This is a genomic window from Streptomyces sp. ISL-10, assembly GCF_018614575.1.
In the GTDB taxonomy this organism is placed as follows: Bacteria; Actinomycetota; Actinomycetes; order Streptomycetales; family Streptomycetaceae; genus Streptomyces.
This window is the reverse complement of sequence record NZ_JAGGOJ010000040.1, coordinates 61756-78689: the sequence shown is the minus strand read 5'-3', so window position 1 is coordinate 78689 and position 16934 is coordinate 61756. Positions and strand designations below refer to the sequence as shown.

16 protein-coding genes are annotated in these 16934 nt (G+C 73.1%); 10 read left to right on the top strand and 6 right to left on the bottom strand.

Annotated features, from left to right (window positions below; genetic code table 11):
* The first annotated feature begins 405 nt into the window (after positions 1 to 405).
* Together J7E88_RS32625 and J7E88_RS32620 are read left to right on the top strand one after the other, a co-directional pair.
* Positions 406 to 1221, top strand: coding sequence for a GNAT family N-acetyltransferase (locus tag J7E88_RS32625; protein WP_215187073.1), 816 nt, complete (start codon positions 406 to 408; stop codon positions 1219 to 1221).
* Entirely contained in the window at positions 1218 to 2087 is an 870-nt protein-coding gene (locus J7E88_RS32620) for a 1-acyl-sn-glycerol-3-phosphate acyltransferase (RefSeq protein WP_215187072.1), read from the top strand. The genes J7E88_RS32625 and J7E88_RS32620 overlap by 4 nt, the downstream gene beginning before the upstream one ends.
* On the opposite strand, the gene egtD is transcribed toward J7E88_RS32620, so the two are convergent.
* Genes egtD through egtA form a run of 4 tightly spaced genes read right to left on the bottom strand, consistent with a single transcriptional unit; the run spans position 1982 to position 6280 of the window.
* Positions 1982 to 2944: an L-histidine N(alpha)-methyltransferase gene (gene egtD / locus J7E88_RS32615; protein WP_215187071.1), complete on the bottom strand. Its 963-nt coding sequence runs from the start codon at positions 2942 to 2944 to the stop codon at positions 1982 to 1984. The two genes, J7E88_RS32620 and egtD, sit on opposite strands and share 106 nt — an antisense overlap.
* Positions 2941 to 3693: an ergothioneine biosynthesis protein EgtC gene (gene egtC, locus J7E88_RS32610; protein WP_215187070.1), complete on the bottom strand. Its 753-nt coding sequence runs from the start codon at positions 3691 to 3693 to the stop codon at positions 2941 to 2943. The genes egtD and egtC overlap by 4 nt, the downstream gene beginning before the upstream one ends.
* Positions 3693 to 5009 carry an ergothioneine biosynthesis protein EgtB gene (gene egtB, locus J7E88_RS32605; RefSeq protein ID WP_215187069.1) on the bottom strand — a complete coding sequence of 439 codons (1317 nt, stop codon included), beginning with the start codon at positions 5007 to 5009 and terminating at the stop codon, positions 3693 to 3695. Before egtB ends, egtC begins: the two co-directional genes overlap by 1 nt.
* Positions 5006 to 6280: an ergothioneine biosynthesis glutamate--cysteine ligase EgtA gene (egtA, locus tag J7E88_RS32600; protein WP_215187068.1), complete on the bottom strand. Its 1275-nt coding sequence runs from the start codon at positions 6278 to 6280 to the stop codon at positions 5006 to 5008. The genes egtB and egtA overlap by 4 nt, the downstream gene beginning before the upstream one ends.
* Positions 6281 to 6419: 139 nt before the next feature.
* On the opposite strand from egtA, the gene J7E88_RS32595 reads away from it, so the two are divergent.
* The 4 genes from J7E88_RS32595 to J7E88_RS32580 all read left to right on the top strand — a co-directional run bounded on the left by J7E88_RS32595 (position 6420) and on the right by J7E88_RS32580 (position 10584).
* The gene (locus J7E88_RS32595; RefSeq protein WP_215187067.1) at positions 6420 to 7265 is read left to right on the top strand and encodes a TIGR02452 family protein; all 846 of its coding nucleotides are present in this window, start codon (positions 6420 to 6422) and stop codon (positions 7263 to 7265) included.
* 248 nt (positions 7266 to 7513) lie between these two features.
* Positions 7514 to 8536 carry a LacI family DNA-binding transcriptional regulator gene (locus tag J7E88_RS32590; protein WP_215187066.1) on the top strand — a complete coding sequence of 341 codons (1023 nt, stop codon included), beginning with the start codon at positions 7514 to 7516 and terminating at the stop codon, positions 8534 to 8536.
* A 422-nt stretch (positions 8537 to 8958) separates the two neighbouring features.
* Positions 8959 to 9228: a hypothetical protein gene (locus J7E88_RS32585; protein WP_215187065.1), complete on the top strand. Its 270-nt coding sequence runs from the start codon at positions 8959 to 8961 to the stop codon at positions 9226 to 9228.
* A gap of 171 nt (positions 9229 to 9399) precedes the next feature.
* Entirely contained in the window at positions 9400 to 10584 is a 1185-nt protein-coding gene (locus J7E88_RS32580) for a thiolase family protein (RefSeq protein ID WP_215187064.1), read from the top strand.
* A 128-nt stretch (positions 10585 to 10712) separates the two neighbouring features.
* Here the strand turns inward: J7E88_RS32580 and trxA are convergent, their stop codons facing one another.
* A complete protein-coding gene (gene trxA, locus J7E88_RS32575; RefSeq protein ID WP_215187063.1) occupies positions 10713 to 11111 on the bottom strand; it encodes a thioredoxin in 399 nt (132 codons plus the stop codon).
* A gap of 120 nt (positions 11112 to 11231) precedes the next feature.
* On the opposite strand from trxA, the gene J7E88_RS32570 reads away from it, so the two are divergent.
* The 3 genes from J7E88_RS32570 (at position 11232) to J7E88_RS32560 (ending at position 15370) form a co-directional block, all read left to right on the top strand.
* The gene (locus J7E88_RS32570; protein WP_215187062.1) at positions 11232 to 12665 is read left to right on the top strand and encodes an NAD(P)/FAD-dependent oxidoreductase; all 1434 of its coding nucleotides are present in this window, start codon (positions 11232 to 11234) and stop codon (positions 12663 to 12665) included.
* A 180-nt stretch (positions 12666 to 12845) separates the two neighbouring features.
* Positions 12846 to 14042, top strand: coding sequence for a glycoside hydrolase family 64 protein (locus tag J7E88_RS32565; RefSeq protein WP_215187061.1), 1197 nt, complete (start codon positions 12846 to 12848; stop codon positions 14040 to 14042).
* A 131-nt stretch (positions 14043 to 14173) separates the two neighbouring features.
* Positions 14174 to 15370 carry an AEC family transporter gene (locus tag J7E88_RS32560; RefSeq protein WP_215187060.1) on the top strand — a complete coding sequence of 399 codons (1197 nt, stop codon included), beginning with the start codon at positions 14174 to 14176 and terminating at the stop codon, positions 15368 to 15370.
* Positions 15371 to 15407: 37 nt separating this feature from the next.
* On the opposite strand, the gene J7E88_RS32555 is transcribed toward J7E88_RS32560, so the two are convergent.
* Positions 15408 to 15752, bottom strand: a complete 345-nt coding sequence (locus J7E88_RS32555) for a tetratricopeptide repeat protein (RefSeq protein ID WP_215187059.1) — start codon at positions 15750 to 15752, stop codon at positions 15408 to 15410.
* A 126-nt stretch (positions 15753 to 15878) separates the two neighbouring features.
* Here J7E88_RS32555 and J7E88_RS32550 point away from each other — a divergent pair, with 126 nt between their 5' ends.
* Positions 15879 to 16844 (top strand): pirin family protein, encoded by a 966-nt coding sequence (locus J7E88_RS32550; protein WP_215187058.1) that lies wholly within the window; start codon positions 15879 to 15881, stop codon positions 16842 to 16844.
* Positions 16845 to 16934: the final 90 nt, after the last annotated feature.

Sequence of the window (16934 nt, the reverse complement as noted above, 5' to 3'; positions counted from 1 at the left end):
GGGTTGCAGCGGCGGGCATGGGACGGCACGGGCGGTACGGATCGGCACTGGCGGAACCGTGGGCACGGGTTCCACGGGCGGCACCTGTGGCACGGGATGCACCCTGGGCACGGGTCGGTGCCGGGCGGCAGCGGCGGCGCGGGTTGCAGCGGCGGGCATGGGACGGCACGGGCGGTACGGATCGGCACCGGCGGCACCGGCGGCACCGGCGGCAGTGGGCAGCACCGAAGCGCACACGGACGGCACGGCGGGTGGACGGATCCGTACACCGAATGCCCGGCATTCAGCGTCCGCACATCCACTCTCCGCCGGGCAGTCATGTCGAATCCAGTCGGCCACGGAAGAAGTAAGGAGCCGGGCCGCCGTACCCGCGGTCCGTCCCTTCGTCCGGCACAGGAGACCGCCATGCCAGCATCGCCCCTCGTCGCCACCGCCCCGGCGCCCGCCCTGATCCCGGCCCCCGCCCCCGCCCCCGCCCCCGGGGGCGACGAGCTCCGCTACATCGTCTCCCTCGCCCGGGACCAGGAGGACGTACGCGCCGCCCAGCGCCTGCGCCACCAGGTGTTCGCCGGCGAGATGGGCGCGCGCCTCGACGGCCCGGAGCCGGGTCTCGACTCCGACGCCTTCGACGCGTACTGCGACCACCTCCTCGTCCGCGAGGCGGCGACCGGCGATCTCGTCGGCACCTACCGGCTGCTGCCCCCCGAGCGCGCCCGCATCGCCGGCCGTCTGTACTCGGAGGGCGAGTTCGACCTCGCCCGCCTCGAGCCCATCCGTGACGACCTGGTCGAGGTCGGCCGCTCCTGCGTGCACCCCCTGCACCGCAACGGCGCCGTCATCGCGCTGATCTGGGCCGGCCTCGCCCGCTACATGACCCGCACCGGACACAACTGGCTGGCCGGCTGCTGCTCCCTGCCGCTCGCCGACGGCGGCACGCTCGCCGCCGCGACCTGGGACACTGTCCGCACCAAGCACCTCGCCCCCGAGGAGCACTGGGTCACCCCGCACAAGCTCTGGAACGCGGACGCCATCGCCCGCCCGAAGGGCCGCGTCGAACTCCCGCCGCTGCTGCGCGGCTATCTGCGCCTCGGCGCCTGGGTCTGCGGCGCCCCGGCCCACGACCCCGACTTCAACGTCGCCGACCTGTACGTCCTGCTCTCCCTGCGCCGGACCAACCCCCGCTACCTGCGCCACTTCCTCTCCCTCGCCCCGGTGCGATGAGCGTCTGGCTGCCCACGGCGCCCTGCACTCCCGAGGCCTGCGCCACCCACTCGGACAGGACGGCCGCCGCGCCGCTCGCCGTACTCCGCCTGTTCGCGGGGGTGTCGGCCGTCCTCGCCGGGGTGCTGCTGTCTCCGCTCGCGGCGCTGCTCGGCCTGCTGTTCGGTGCGCGGCTACGACACGCGCTGACCCGGTGCTGGGCGCGCGCCGTCCTCAGAGCCTTCGGCGTACGCGTCCGCGTCACGGGTGTCCCGCACGGCGAGCGCGCCTCGCTCGTCGTCGCGAACCACATCTCCTGGCTGGACATCCCCCTGATCGCCGCCGTGATGCCGGGCCGGATGCTCGCCAAGAGCGAGGTGCGCCGCTGGCCGGTCCTCGGCCCGCTCGCGGCCCGCGGCGGAACGCTGTTCCTGGAACGCGACCGGCTGCGCGCCCTGCCCCGTACGGTCGCAGCGATGGCCGACGCACTCCGTGGCGGCGCCCGTGTGATCGTCTTCCCCGAGGGCTCCACCTGGTGCGGGCGCGGCCAGGGCCGGTTTCGTCCCGCCGCCTTCCAGGCCGCGCTGGACGCGGGCGCCGCCGTACAGCCCGTGCGCATCGGCTACGGGCCCACCGGCGCGGCCGCGTTCGTGGGGGACGACCCGCTGCCCGCGTCCCTGTGGCGCGTCGCGGCGGCCGGTGCCGTGACCGCGGAGATACGGCTGCTGCCACCGATACTCCCCGGCTCTCGCACCGACCGCCGCTCACTCGCCCGCTCGGCTCAGCTCGCGGTGGACAGGCTCAGCGCGAACCGGGCCGCCTCGTCCGTCCACCAGTGCGTCAACTCCATGCCCGCAGTGGCAAGTTCCCGGCGCACGCCCTCCTGACGGAACTTCGCCGACACCTCGGTGCGCAGCTCCTCACCCGCCTCGAACGGCACCACCAGATCCAGCTCACGGATCTTCACACTCAGCGCGCAACGGGCCCGCAGCCGCATCTCGATCCACTCGTGCTCCCGGTCCCAGACCGCCACATGGTCGAAATCTGCCGGGTCCACGTCCGCCCCCAGCTCCCGGGCGATGACGGCGAGCACGTTCTTGTTGAACTGAGCCGTCACCCCGGCCGCGTCGTCGTACGCGCGCACCAGCACCTCCTCGTCCTTCACCAGGTCGGTACCGAGCAGCAGCGAGTCGCCCGGCGTCAGCAGATCCCGCACAGACCTGAGGAACAACGCGCGTTCGGCGGGCAGCAGATTGCCGATCGTGCCGCCGAGGAAGGCGACCAGCCGCGGTCCCGGTGTGCCGGGCAGCGCGAGACCCCGGGTGAAGTCGGCGATCAGCGCGTGCACATCGAGCCCGGGGCGCTCCGCGAGCAGCGCCTGCGCCGCGCCCGTCAGCGCGCTCTCGCTCACGTCCACGGGCACATATGTGTGCAGTTCCGTCAGCGCGTCCAGCAGGAAGCGCGTCTTCTCCGACGACCCCGACCCCAGCTCCACCAGGGTGCGGGCCCCGGTCGCGGCCGCGATCTCCCCGGCGCGCGCGGCGAGGATCTCCCGCTCGGCGCGGGTCGGGTAGTACTCGGGCAGCCGGGTGATCTCCTCGAACAGCTCGCTGCCCCGGGCGTCGTAGAACCACTTGGGCGGCAGCACCTTCGGCGTGCGGGTCAGGCCGTGCAGCACGTCGGCACGCAGGTCCGCGTCCGTCGCGTCCTCGGGCAGGGTACGGGTCAGCAGGAACGGGCTCACTCGGTTGGCTCCTTGAGCTCGGTCAGCAGGACTTCGGTGCGGGTGCCGGTCAGCAGCGTGCGGTCCGGCACCTCCTGCCAGCGGGGATCGTCGTCGTACGGCTCCGAGGCCACGACCAGGCGGCCGCCGGAGCCCGTGAGGTACCACAGGGTGTCGCCCCACGCGGTCGCGGCGATCGCCCGACCGTCCGTGAGGAGCAGGTTCAGCCGGGAGTCCGCGGCCGCCGCCGTGTCACACACGGTGTCGGCAAGGGCCTGACCGAGGCTGTCGCCCGTCCGCAGCCGGTGCAGCACCAGCGCCCAGATCAGGGCGGAGTCGTTGCGCGCCTCCAGCGACAGCAGCTCGGCCGCCGGCAGCGACGACGCCAGGCCCGCCATCGAGCCGGGCCAGCCCTTCACCGCGCCGTTGTGGCTGAACAGCCACCGGCCCGAGGAGAAGGGCGCGGCCGCCGCCTCGTTGTCCGCCCCGGGCTCGGTGGCGTCACGCACGGCCGCGAGGAGTGCCTCGCTGCGGACCACGCGGGCGAGGTCGGTGAAGGACAGGTCGGCCCAGATCGGCCCGGCGCGGCGGTAGCGGGCGGGCAGCGGATCACCGTCCGCGTACCAGCCGACACCGAAACCGTCCGCGTTCACCGTGCCGTAGCGCTGCCGGCGCGGTGCCCAGGACTGGCGCATCAGGGCGTGCTCAGGCTCGGTGAGCAGCGCGCCGAGCGGCTCCGGGGGCCCGAGATAGGCGAGGTGGCGGCACATCAGGCGGCACCTGCCTTGCGCACCTCGGCGTCCCGTGCGGTGCGGAAGCCGGAGAAGATCTGCCGGCGCACCGGCAGGTCCCAGTTGCGGAAGGTGCCTCGGCAGGCCACCGCGTCCACGGCGAACGAGCCGCCGCGCAGCACCTTGTGCGCGCTGCCGAAGAACACCTCCGAATACTCGCGGTACGGGAAAGCGGCGAAGCCGGGGTAGGGAAGGAAGTCGCTGGACGTCCACTCCCACACGTCGCCGATCAGCTGACGCACCCCCAGCGGCGATGCGCCCCGCGGGTAGCCGCCGGCCCGGGCGGGCCGCAGATGGCGCTGCCCCAGATTGGCGTGGAACGGCTCCGGATCGTCGTCGCCCCACGGGTAGCGCCGGGAGCGACCCGCCTCGGGATCGTGCCGGGCCGCCTTCTCCCACTCGGCCTCGGTCGGCAGCCGGCGGCCCGCCCAGCGGGCGTACGCGTCGGCCTCGTACCAGCTCACATGCAGCACCGGTTCGTCCGCAGGCACCTCCTCGGTGACCCCGAAGCGGCGCCGCAGCCACACCCCGTCCTCACGCCGCCAGAACAGCGGCGCGCCGATACCGTGGGCCCGGATCTGGTCCCAGCCCTCCTCGGCCCACCAGCGCCGCTCCGTGTACCCGCCGTCGTCGATGAACGCCTGATACGCGCCGCACGTCACCGGCACGGTGTCGATCCAGAAGGCGGGCACGTCCCGGCGGTGCGCGGGCCGCTCGTTGTCCAGCGCCCAGGGCTCCGTCGAGGTGCCCATGGTGAAGGGGCCACCGGGCACGAACACCTCGGCGGGCAGCGGCTCCACCGGATGGAGGGGCGGCTCCGGAGCGGCGAGCGCCGCGGGCCCCTTGCGCAGCTGATGGGTGATCAGCATCGTCTCGTCGTGCTGCTGCTCGTGCTGCGCGATCATGCCGAACGCGAAGGCGGCGTCGACGAGCGGCGCTCCCTCCAGCGGGGTCCGCTCCAGGACGTCCAGCACCCGGCCGCGTACGTCGGCGGCGTACCCCCGCGCCTCGGCCGGAGCCAGCAGCGGCAGTGACGGCCGGGCGGCCCGGGGATGCTCGAAGGCGTCGTAGAGGGAGTCGATCTCCGGCCGCAGCGCCTCACGGCCGCCGACCGCACGCAACAGCCACTGCTCCTCCTGGTTGCCGATGTGCGCCAGATCCCACACCAGGGGAGACATCAACGGCGAGTGCTGGGCGGTCAGTTCTCCGTCGTCGACGCACGAGGTGAGATGGGCGGTACGGGAACGGGCGCGGGTGAGCGCGTCGAGCGCGTGTCGTCGCAGTTCGTCGGTCATGTGACAGGCTCCCAGGCCACGGTGGAAATGCGCCGGTCGTCGGCGGGGCAGAGGCCCGGCAGGACATGGCGCTCGTTGAATGCGGCCACGCTCGCGCGCACGGCCTCGGACGCGCCGATGCGCTCCAGAGCCTCCAGAGCGGCGGCGAAGCAGGTGACGGCCGCGGCGTGCAGCTCCGGGTCGGACAGCCCCCGCCTCGCGGCGGCGACCCACAGCGGGTTGCGCGGCGCGGGCCGCGAAGCGGCGTACTCCGCAAGCGGTTTGACCGCCCGGTACACCGTCTCGGCCGCTTCCGGATCGTCGAACAGCGCGGTGGTGACGGCGAGCGGCACCATCCAGCCGTCCTCGCCCGGCTGGGCGTCGATCATGCGCAGTTCGAGGTGACCGCGCGGCCTGACCGGCGGGAACAGCGTGGTCAGGTGGTAGTCGAGGTCGTCTCTCGTCGGCGGCCGTGGCGCCCCCGAGCGCAGCCACTGCCGGAACGTGAGCCCGTCCGGGCAGTCCCAGGCCCCCTCGGCGCGGCGCAGGCACATCACCGGTGCGTCCAGCGCGTGCGCGGCCCATGCCGACCGTGGATCCCTCAACGGGTCCGGCGCCAGGGGCCGCACGGGGTCGAGGGCGTCCCACACGGCCTGCCTGGCCGAGCGCCAGCCGGTGCGACGACCGGCGCGGAGCGGGGAGTTGGCGAAGGCGGCGACGAGGACCGCGCCCAGCAGATGCGCGAGAACCCAGCGTCTTGCGTGTCCCAGCGGGCCGGGTTCCTCCTCGCCCGCGTCCAGGCAGACCTGGACGGATGCCGAGCTGCACATCATCGTGCGCCCGGCCGGACCCGAACGGTCCAGATGCCGTTCCATCGCGTCGTACCGCTGATCGTCGAGAAGCCTGCGGGGCGGGTGCCAGGGATCGAGACCGGATCCCGTCGTGGCCAGGCCCGCGGTGCGCAGCACGGCCCGTACGGCGCGCAGGTCGCCGGCGGTGGAGTCGATGCACTCCATCAGGGTCGCGGCGGGTCGTGAGCTGAGCTCCAGCTGGCCGCCCGGTTCGAACGTCAGAGCCGAGTCCAGCGGCAGGGCACGTACCTGGTCGAACGCCGCCGCGAGGCGCTCGGACGGTACCCGGGTCCGGGGCTGGTCGAGATCATGGACCAGCCACTCCACCTCCACCCCCACACGGCGGGGCGGGCCGGTCTTGAAGCAGATACATCGGAGCAGGTCCTCGGCCTCGTCCTCGGATATCGGGTGCCCGAAGCCGCCGGTATCTGGTGGATGCATAGATCGACTCCTCCTGTCGAAGGCCCCGCGGAAGGGCCTGATGTCAACCTAAAGCCACCGCCGCCGGTTCGCACAAGGGTGCCCCTGAGGAGCGGAAATCCGGTTGCCGGGGTCAGCGCCGACCGGCGAGCATGCCGCCATGAGCGCACGGCTGCGGGGGATCGCGAAGCAGAACGAGGAGATCGTCGCGGCGGGGGTGTACCGGCTGCCGGACGGCCGTGAGATCCCGCTGGGGGACGACATCGCCGCCGCCGCGGACGGCACCCGGCTGTACGGTCCCGAGCCCGTCGAGGTCACGCCGGACACCGACCGCGCCACCGCTGTCGAGGTCACCGCCGAGAGCAGCACCGAGGCCGCCCGGAGGATGACCGCCGTGGCACCGGCCCCCCTCGCCGTGCTGAACTTCGCCTCCGCGCGCAACCCCGGCGGCGGTTACCTGGGCGGCGCCCAGGCCCAGGAAGAGGCACTGTGCCGGGCCTCCGCGCTGTACACCACACTCCTGCGCGCGCCCGCGTACTACGAGCACCACCGCACGGACCGCAGCCTGTTCTACTCCGACCGGGTCATCCACTCGCCCAAGGTCCCGGTCTTCCGCGACGACCGCGGCCGGCTCCTCGACACGCCGTACCCGGCCGGATTCCTCACCTCGCCCGCGCCGAACGCGGGCGTGATCACCCGCCGTACGCCCGAGGAGGCGCACCGCATCCCCGCCGCGCTCGCCACCCGTGCGGAGCGGGTCCTGGAAGTCGCCGCCGTGACCGGATACCGGCGCCTCGTGCTCGGCGCCTGGGGCTGCGGCGTGTTCCGCAACGACCCCGTCGTCGTCGCCGGCGCCTTCCACGCGCTGCTGGGCCCGGGCGGCCGGTTCGCGGGGCACTTCGACGAGGTCGTCTTCGCGATCCTGGACCGCACGGCGGACAAGGCGACCCTCGGGGCCTTTCGCAGGGTCCTCACGGACGGGCCCGCGACCCAGCCGCAGACGTAGCACCCCGCGCCCCCGCGCCCCGGCGGGCCGGCGGGCCGGCGTGAGATCCGGCCATCCGCTGTTCCGGGGCCCCGGCCCGCACGGCGCCGCGCGGGCCCGCGACGCGGCGGACCCGCGCAGTACCGCGCCGCCCGCAGGACCGGATCGACCACGCAACGCCCGTCCCGGCAAGGCGAGTTCCCGGCACGGGCAATTCCGGCCATCCGCCCCGACCGGTGTGCCACCGGTCTGGAAGGATGGCGCGGGCGATGAGCCAGACACCCGAACTGCCCGTCCAACGCTCCGTCCCGACCAGTGCCGACGTCGCCCGGCTGGCCGGAGTCTCCCGGGCCACCGTCTCGTACGTCCTCAACAACACCGCGTCGGTCCGGATCAGCGAAGCCACCCGGCTCCGGGTCCGCACCGCCGCCGAGGAACTGGGGTACGTGCCGCACGCCGCGGCCCGCAGCCTGCGCGCCGGACACACCCGCACCGTGCTGCTCCCGACGGCCCATCTGCCGCTCGGCGAGCTGTCCCGGCCGTTCTCCGACGAGTTCCAGTGGGCGCTGCGCCGCCTGGACTACACCGTCGTCCAGTACGGCAGCCTCGGCCTGGAGGGCGACGAAGCCGCCCGCGCCTGGGCGGAGTTGCGTCCCGTCGCCGTCGTGTGCCTCGGGGACGCGGAACCGACGGCGCGCGGCGTGGAGGTGCTCAAGCGATCCGGTGCGCGCGCCGTCGTCACCCTGGGGCCGCGCACCGTGGCGGGCGCGCACGCGCTCGTCATGGACCAGCGCAGGGTCGGCGGCTGCGCCGTCGGGCATCTGATCCGGCGCGGGCGGCGGTCCGTTGGGGTGGTCGTGCCCGAGGAAGCGGCGCTCCGCCCGTTCGCCGAGCCGCGTCTGGAGGGCGCACGCGCCGCCGCCGAGGGCAGCGGCACGCGCCTCGTGCCGCTGCCCATGGCGTACGAGGAGGAGTCGGCGGCAGGGCTCGCCGCCCGCTGGCGCTCGCTCGCCCTGGACGCCGTCTACGCCTACGACGACGAGTACGCGATGCTGCTGATGCGCGCCCTGCAGGACGAGGGCGTGGACATCCCCGGCGAGACCGCCGTGATCGGCGCCGGCGATCTGCTGCTCGGCAGGCTCCTGCGGCCCCGGCTGAGCACGGTGGGCATCGACATGGTCAGCGGGCGCAGGCTCGCCGAGCTCGTGGACCGCGTGGTGCGCGAACCCGGCACGAGGCCGGAGCGGCACGAGCTGATGGCGGCGGGAGCGGTGCACCGCGAGTCGACCTGACGACGGCGGGACCGTGCGTGGTGAGTGCGCCTGCACGACGGTTGCGGAGTCCGCACTGCCGTGACTCCGCCGCGCCCTGCTCTCAGCCACCGTCTGGAGTCCTGGGCTGTGAATGCGCCTGTACGACGGCCGCGTAGTCCCGCACTGCCGTGAGTCCGCCTGCCTCGGTCCGCAGCCGCCGGCCGGAGCGGTGCACCGCGAGTGCACCTGACGACGGCCGTGGAGCCACACACCGCGGCGGTCCGCCTGCTCCGGCGCCCCCAGCCGCCGGCCGAAGCCCTGCACAGCGGGGTGCACCTGCACGACGGCCGGAGTCCTGCACCGCTGCCGCCCGACCCGCCCGCCGCGGGGGACGCCCCGTGCCGACGACATACGGGGCCGACGACGTGCGGGTAAGGCGGGGGGTGTCTAGCGTCGCCTGCATGAGCACTCAACCGAAGCGCTTCGGGATCCTGGTCCTGCCCGAGCACGTCGAGGGCGACGACCCCGTCACCGCCGCCGACAGCGCGATCCGCTCGGCTGTCGTCGACGCCACCGGTGAGATGGGGTCCTCCGGCTATCCGCGCTACGTCGGGGACGGGGTCGAGGCCGACATCGACCCGGAGACCCGCACGGTGGAGGCGCTGCTGGTCGACGGGGCCGAGCTCGCCTACGGGCTGACGGTACGCGTGGTGGATGCCACGGACGCCTGAGGGCGGCCGGGGCTGGGCCTCGACGGCCGGCCCCGGCCGTCAGGCCCGGCCCGGCGGCCGGCCCTCGGCGGGCGCCGTTGACACGGCGCGGCACCCGGCACAGACTCGGGCGACTCGATTGTGGACCATGGTTCCTCAGGGAAACGTCGGTCCTGGCCCGGGAGAGATTCGATGAGCATCCGCGACGTCTACATCGTCGACGCCGTCCGTACGCCGATCGGAAAGTTCGGGGGCGCCCTCTCCTCCGTGCGACCCGACGACCTCGCCGCCCATGTCGTCAGAGCGCTCGTGGACCGCACCCCCGAGCTCGACCCGGCCCGTATCGACGACGTCGTCTTCGGTGACGCCAACGGCGCGGGCGAGGACAACCGCGATGTCGCCCGGATGGCGGTACTGCTGGCGGGCCTGCCGGTCTCCGTGCCCGGTGTCACCGTCAACCGGCTGTGCGGCTCGGGACTCGAAGCCGTCATCCATGCCGCCCGTGCCGTCGCGCTGGGCGACGCCTCGATCGCGGTCGCGGGAGGCGTCGAATCCATGTCGCGGGCGCCCTGGGTGCTGCAAAAGCCGGAACGCGCCTTTCCGGCCGGTCACCAGCAGCTCCACTCGACCACTCTCGGCTGGCGCATGACCAACCCGCGCATGCCCGCCGAGTGGACCGTGCAGCTCGGCGAGGGGGCCGAGCTCGTGGCCGACAAGCACGGCATCGGCCGCGAGGAGCAGGACGCCTTCGCACTCGCCAGCCACCGCAAGGCCGCCGAGGCCTGGGCCAAGGGTCTGTACGACGGCGAGGTCGTCGCCTACGACGGCGTGGACCTCCCGCGCGACGAATGCATCCGCGACGCCACCTCCATGGAGGCGCTCGCCAAGCTGAAGCCTTCCTTCCGCCCCGACGGCACCGTGACCGCGGGCAACGCCTCACCGCTCAACGACGGCGCCGCCGCGCTGCTCCTGGTCGACGACGAAGGCCTGCGGGCGACCGGCCGGGAGCCGCTCGCCCGCATCCGTGCATCTGCGGTCACGGGCATCGAGCCGCAGCTGTTCGGCCTCGGTCCGGTGGAGGCGGTGCAGCGGGCGCTGGCCAAGGCGGACCGGTCGTTCGGCGACCTGACGACCTTCGAGCTCAACGAGGCCTTCGCCGCCCAGTCGCTCGGCTGCCTCGCCGAATGGCCGGAACTGGACCCGTCGGTGGTCAACCCGCGTGGCGGGGCCATCGCCATCGGACATCCGCTGGGCGCTTCGGGGGCCCGGCTGGCCGGTGCGGTCGCGCACCAGCTCGCGACGGCCGGCTCGGGCACGGGCGTCGCGGCGCTGTGCATCGGTGTCGGGCAGGGACTGGCCCTCGTGCTCGAACGCTGACGGAGCGCCTGCCGCGGCCGAGGCCGAGCCTGGGGCGCGAGGACACACGTACGGCCGGGGTGCCGAGACGGGCGAACCCTCGCGGCACCCCGGCCGTTCCCGTGCGTGCGGAGCGCCGGCCGCCGGCGTCAGGACGGCGCCGGGCCGCCCGCTTCCGGCGCGCCGTTCTCCTGCGCCGCCTCGATCGACTTGCGCACCTCGTCCATGTCCAGCGCACGCGCCTGGCCGATCACGTCCTCCAGCGCGGCCTCCGGCAGCGCACCGGGCTGCGCGAACACGGCCACGTTGTCCCGGACGATCATCAGGGTCGGGATGGACCTGATCTCGAAGGCGGCGGCCAGCTCCTGCTGTGCCTCCGTGTCGACCTTGGCGAAGACCAGGTCGGGATGCCGCTCCGAGGCACCCTCGAAGACCGGCGCGAACTGACGGCACGGTCCACACCAGGAAGCCCAGAAATCGATCAGGATGAAGTCGTTGTCGGTCACGACCTGATCGAAGTTTTCCTTGGTGAGCTCAAGTGTGCTCATCTCCTGTTTACCTCTTCCTGATGTCCGGTGGACTCGTCCCGCACAACGGCGCCCGGGGCCGTGCTATTCCTGCCCCTGCCCATGTGGCCAGGACGCACACCCGGCAGCAGACTTGACCGTATGACCCAAGCTGTGGAGTACGACGTCGTAGTGCTCGGTGCGGGCCCCGTGGGGGAGAACGTTGCCGACCGGACGAGAGCGGCGGGCCTGAGCACCGCGGTGGTGGAGAGCGAGCTGCTGGGCGGCGACTGCTCGTACTGGGCCTGTATCCCGAGCAAGGCGCTGCTGAGGCCCGCGCTCGCCCGTGCCGACGCCCGACGGATCCCCGGACTGAGCGTCGCGGTCCAGGGGCCTCTCCACACCCAGGCCGTACTCGCACGCCGTGACGAGCAGGTCTCCCACTGGAAGGACGACGGCCAGGTCGGCTGGCTCGACTCGATCGGCGCCCGCGTCTACCGCGGCCGCGGCAAACTGCACGGCCCCCGGTCCGTCGTCGTCGACGGCCCGGAGGGCGAACACCATCTGCTGACAGCACGGCACGCCGTCGTGGTCTGCACCGGCAGCCGCGCCGTCCTGCCCGAACTGCCCGGCCTCATCGGCGCGCACGCGTGGACCAGCCGCGAGGCCACCAGCGCACATGAGGCGCCCGGGCGGCTCGCGATCGTGGGCGGCGGAGTCGTCGGCGTCGAGATGGCGACGGCCTGGCAGGCGCTGGGCTCGCAGGTGACGCTGCTCGCGCGCGGCGACGGACTGCTGCCCCGCATGGAGCCGTTCGTCGGCGAACACGTCGCTGCGGCGCTCAAGGAGGCGGGCGCGGACGTGCGGCTCGGCGCCTCCGTCGCGGCCGTCGACCGTCCGGGCGGCGGCACCGGCCCCGTGACGCTCGTCCTGGAGGACGGCAGCCGTGTCGAGGCGGACGAGGTCCTGTTCGCCACGGGACGGGCGCCGCGCACGGACGGCATCGGACTGGAGTCCGTCGGCCTGGAGGACGGATCCTGGCTGTCCGTCGACGACAGCTGCCGGGTCGAGGGAACCGAGTGGCTCTACGCGGTCGGGGACGTCAACCGCCGCGCCCTGCTGACCCATCAGGGCAAGTACCAGGCGAGGATCGCGGGAGCGGCCATCGCGGCCAGGGCCCAGCACGTGCCCCTGCTGGAGAGCGACCGCTGGGGCGCGCACAGTGCGTCGGCCGATCGCCTGGCGGTGCCCCAAGTCGTCTTCAGCGACCCAGAGGCGGCGGCCGTGGGCCTTTCGCTCGCCGATGCGGAGAAGGCCGGCCACCGCGTACGCGCCGTCGACTACGACATCGGTTCGGTGTCGGGGGCGGCGCTCTACGCGGAGGGCTACCGCGGCCAGGCCCGCATGGTCGTCGATCTGGACCGTGAAGTGCTGCTCGGCGTCACCTTCGTCGGCCCGGGTGTGGGCGAGCTGCTGCACTCGGCGACCGTCGCGGTCGCCGGCGAGGTGCCGATCGAGCGCCTGTGGCACGCGGTTCCGGCGTTCCCGACGATCAGTGAGGTCTGGCTGCGGCTGCTGGAGACATACCGGGGCTGATCCCACCGAGCTGTGCCCGGTCCGGTGCGTGCGGACCGGGCACAGCCGTGTCCGGGTCCGGAAATCCTTGCCGGAAACCTTGACGAGGCGCTTGCCGCCCCCGACGCTGAGAGCGCTCTCAGGGGCGTCCTGCAGGGCGCGGGCGTCCTTCCCCCACATCGACTGCCCAGGAGGTGGGACATGCGTGTTCCACGAAAGTTGCTTGCGGCGGCGGCCGCCGCCCTGCTGTGTGCCGCGGGCTTCACGGCCGCCGGGCCCACAAAGCCGGCGGCCGCCGCGGTCCCGGCGACCGTACCGCTGACCTTCACGAACAACTCGGGCCGCAGCGAACCGATTTACCTCTACAACATCGGAACCGAACTCAGCAGCGGCCGCCAGGGCTGGGCCGACGCCGCGGGGACGTTCCACCCCTGGCCGGCCGGCGGCAATCCGCCGACCCCCGCCCCCGACGCCTCGATCCCCGGCCCCGCCAACGGCCGTTCCGTCACGCTCCAGGTCCCCAAGTTCTCCGGCCGGATCTACTTCTCCTACGGCCAGAAGCTGGTCTTCAAGCTCACCACCGGCGGACTGGTGCAGCCCGCCGTGCAGAATCCGTCCGACCCGAACCGCGCCATCGTGTTCAACTGGTCCGAGTACACGCTCAATGACGCCGGCATCTGGCTCAACAGCACCCAGGTCGACATGTTCTCCGCTCCGTACGCGGTCGGTGTGAAGGCGGCCGACGGCACGGTGCGGAACACCGGACGGCTGAAGCCCGGCGGTTACCGGGGTTTCCTCAACGCGCTGCGCGGCCAGCCCGGCGGCTGGGCGAAGCTCATCCAGACGCGCTCCGACGGCACCGTCCTGCGCGCCCTCGCCCCCGGCCACGGCATCGCGGCCGGAGCCCTCCCGGCGGGCGTCATGGACGACTACATCAACCGCGTCTGGAGCAAGTACGCCACCTCGACGCTCACCGTCACACCGTTCGCCGACCGACCCGGCACCAAGTACTACGGCCGCGTCTCCGGCGGCGTCATGAACTTCACCGACACCTCCGGCGCTGTCGTCACCTCGTTCCAGAAGCCAGACGCGGACAGCATCTTCGGCTGCTACAAGAAGCTGGATGCGCCCAACGACCAAGTCCGCGGCCCCATTTCACGCACCCTGTGTGCCGGGTTCAACCGCTCCACGCTGCTGACCAACCCCAACCAGCCCGACACCGGCAGCACCGGCTTCTACCGGGACGCGGTCACCAACCACTACGCCCGCAAGATCCATGCGCAGATGGCGGACGGGAAGGCGTACGCCTTCGCCTTCGACGACGTCGGCGCCCATGAATCACTGGTGCACGACGGCAACCCGCAACGCGCGTACATCACGCTCGACCCGTTCGACTGACCCGGCCCGCCGGCCCGCCGGCCCGCCGGCCCGCCGACAGGCGGCCGGCCCGTCGGTGCGGCCGCCTGTCGAGGACCGTCGGTCCCCGGGGCGGCCGCAGCACCTTGATCACCGTCGGGCATGCTGGGCCGGTGACTGTGCTCTCCGGCTTTCTGCCCATCTGGGCGATCACCGCCGTCGGCTGGGCCGCCGGCCGCTACGACGTGCTGGGCAAGCAGGCGCAGTCGGTGCTCGGCCGCTTCGCCTTCGCGTTCGCCATGCCCGCGCTGCTCTTCCTGACGCTCGCCCGCGCCGACGTCTCCCGGCTGGCCACCCTGGGGCTTGCCGTGTTCGCGGTGAGCGTGCTCGTCGTGTTCGCGATCGGACTGCTGCTGGGGCGCCGGGTGTTCCGCAGGCGCCCGGGCGACCGGGCCATCGGCGCGATGGCGGGCTCGTACGTGAATTCGGCCAACCTGGGCATCCCGGTGGCCGTCCATGTCCTCGACGACGCGTCGTTCGTGATCGCGGCCGCACTCTTCCAGACCCTGTTCATCACCCCGCTGATCCTGGTCCTGATCGACCTCGACGCGGGCGGCAGCGCCACGCGTGAGCGCTTCAGGCGCATCCTGCGGCTGCCCCTGCACAACCCGATCATCGCGGCCTCGGCCGCCGGGATCACCGTGGCCGCGCTGGGCTGGCAACTGCCGCACGCCGTGACGGAACCGGTGCGGATGCTCAGCGGCGCTGCGGTTCCGGCCGCGCTGTTCGCGCTGGGCATGTCCCTGAACGCAGGCCGGGGCGGGAAGCTGCCTCCGGCGGGCGAGCCGCGGCCCCGGCCCGGAGGCGCGGGCGCCCAGGAGCCCGCGGGGCCGCCGCCCCGCTCGGCCGCGCTCCCGGTCGGCGGCTCGCTCGCGCCGGGACCTGGGGGGCCGTCCGGGTCCTCGGCGCTCGTTCAGAAGCCCGCCGCACCGCCCCCGCCCGGCGGCCGGCTCGCCCAGAGGCCCGCCGCACCGCCCCGGCCCGCCGGCCCCCTTGCCCACAAGACGGACGCGCCGCCCCGGCCCACGGCATTCCAGCCCGTTGCTCGCCGCGCCGAACGGCAGGTGCTGGTGGCCCTGAAGACCGTCGTCCAGCCGTTGCTCGCCTACGCGCTCGCCCGCTGGGCCTTCGGCCTCGATGGACACGATCTTTTCGCGGTCGTGCTGTGCGCGGGTCTGCCGACGGCGCAGAACGCGTTCATCTTCGCGTCCGAGTACCGGCTCGACACCGCGCTGGCCAGGGACACGGTCCTGATGTCGACGTTCGTGTCCATGGGCTCGCTGTCCCTGATCACCTGGCTGCTGGCGTGAGCCGGGCCGGCCCCGGCTCACGGGCGTGGCCCGGACGTCAGGCCGGCTGCTCGCCGCCCATCGCCGCCGCCATCCGCAGATGGGGCGCCGCCTCGTCCGGCCGTCCCTGCCGTTCCAGCGTGCGGCCGAGCATCAGCCGCGCGTAGTGCTCGACCGGATCACGCTCCAGGACGGCACGCAGCTCGGTCTCGGCCCTGCGCAGCTGCGCCGAGTGGTAGTAGGCGCGGGCCAGCAGCAGCCGGGGTGCCACCTGCTCGGGCACTTCCTCGACCAGACCGCGCAGGATACGGACGGCCGTCACGTACTCCTTGGCGTCGAAGAACAGCTGGGCCCGGTTCCACCTCTCGGCGGCCGTCCCGAACTCGTAGTAGGTCTCGCTCACGTGCTTCCCTTTTCCTGGTCACGTGCCTGGCGCCCCCGTCAACAGCGGAGCGGTCCACTCCATTCCACTTCGGGAAGTCGGGGCCACGAAAGGACCGGGGCGGCGCACAGGAACTAAGTTGGGGCCATGAGCAATCTCGACCGTCAGGCTGCCCTGTCCGTGTGCGGCGGCCGGGGCTTTGTCGTTGCCGAGCCCGTCCGCGAGCTCCTGAGCCCCCGCCGCGTCCAGCTCGGCGAATCCACCGAGGTCCGCCGGCTCCTGCCCAACCTCGGCCGCCGCATGGTGGGCGCGTGGGCCTTCGTCGACCACTACGGCCCCGATGACATCGCCGACGAGCCCGGCATGCAGGTCCCGCCGCACCCGCACATGGGTCTGCAGACCGTCAGCTGGCTCCATGAGGGGGAGGTGCTGCACCGCGACAGCACAGGCTCCCTGGCGACCATCGGCCCGAAGGAACTGGGGCTGATGACCTCGGGCAGGGCGATCAGCCACTCGGAGGAGAGCCCCAAGAAGCACGCCCGGTTCCTGCACGGCGCACAGCTCTGGGTGGCGCTGCCGGACACCCACCGGACGGTCGAGCCGCACTTCCAGCACCACACCGATCTTCCGCAGGTCTTGGCCCCCGGCCTGACCGCGACGGTCGTGCTCGGCACCCTCGACGGAGCGACGTCGCCGGGTACGACGTACACCCCGATCGTCGGCGCGGACCTCGCCCTGGCGCGCGGCGCGGAGACCATGCTGCCCCTCGACCCGGACTTCGAGTACGCGGTGCTGTCCATGTCGGGCGAGGCCCACGTGGACGGCGTCCCGGTGCTGCCCGGCTCGATGCTCTACCTCGGCTGCGGCCGTTCCCAACTGCCCCTGCGCGCCGAGTCCGACGCCGGACTGATGCTGCTGGGCGGGGAGCCGTTCGAGGAGGAGATCGTGATGTGGTGGAACTTCATCGGCCGGTCGCACGAGGAGATCGAGGCGGCGCGCGACGACTGGATGCAGAGCACCCGCTTCGGCGAGGTCCACGGCTACGAGGGCGGTCGGCTGCCCGCTCCCGAACTCCCGCCTGTGGCGCTGAAACCGCGGGGGAGGGTGCGCTGACCTGCGTTGAGGGAAGGGGCTGGGTTGCCTGTCGAGCAGGCAACCCAGCCCCGCGCCGGTTAAGCGGATCAGTTCTTCCGCCCTCTCGCG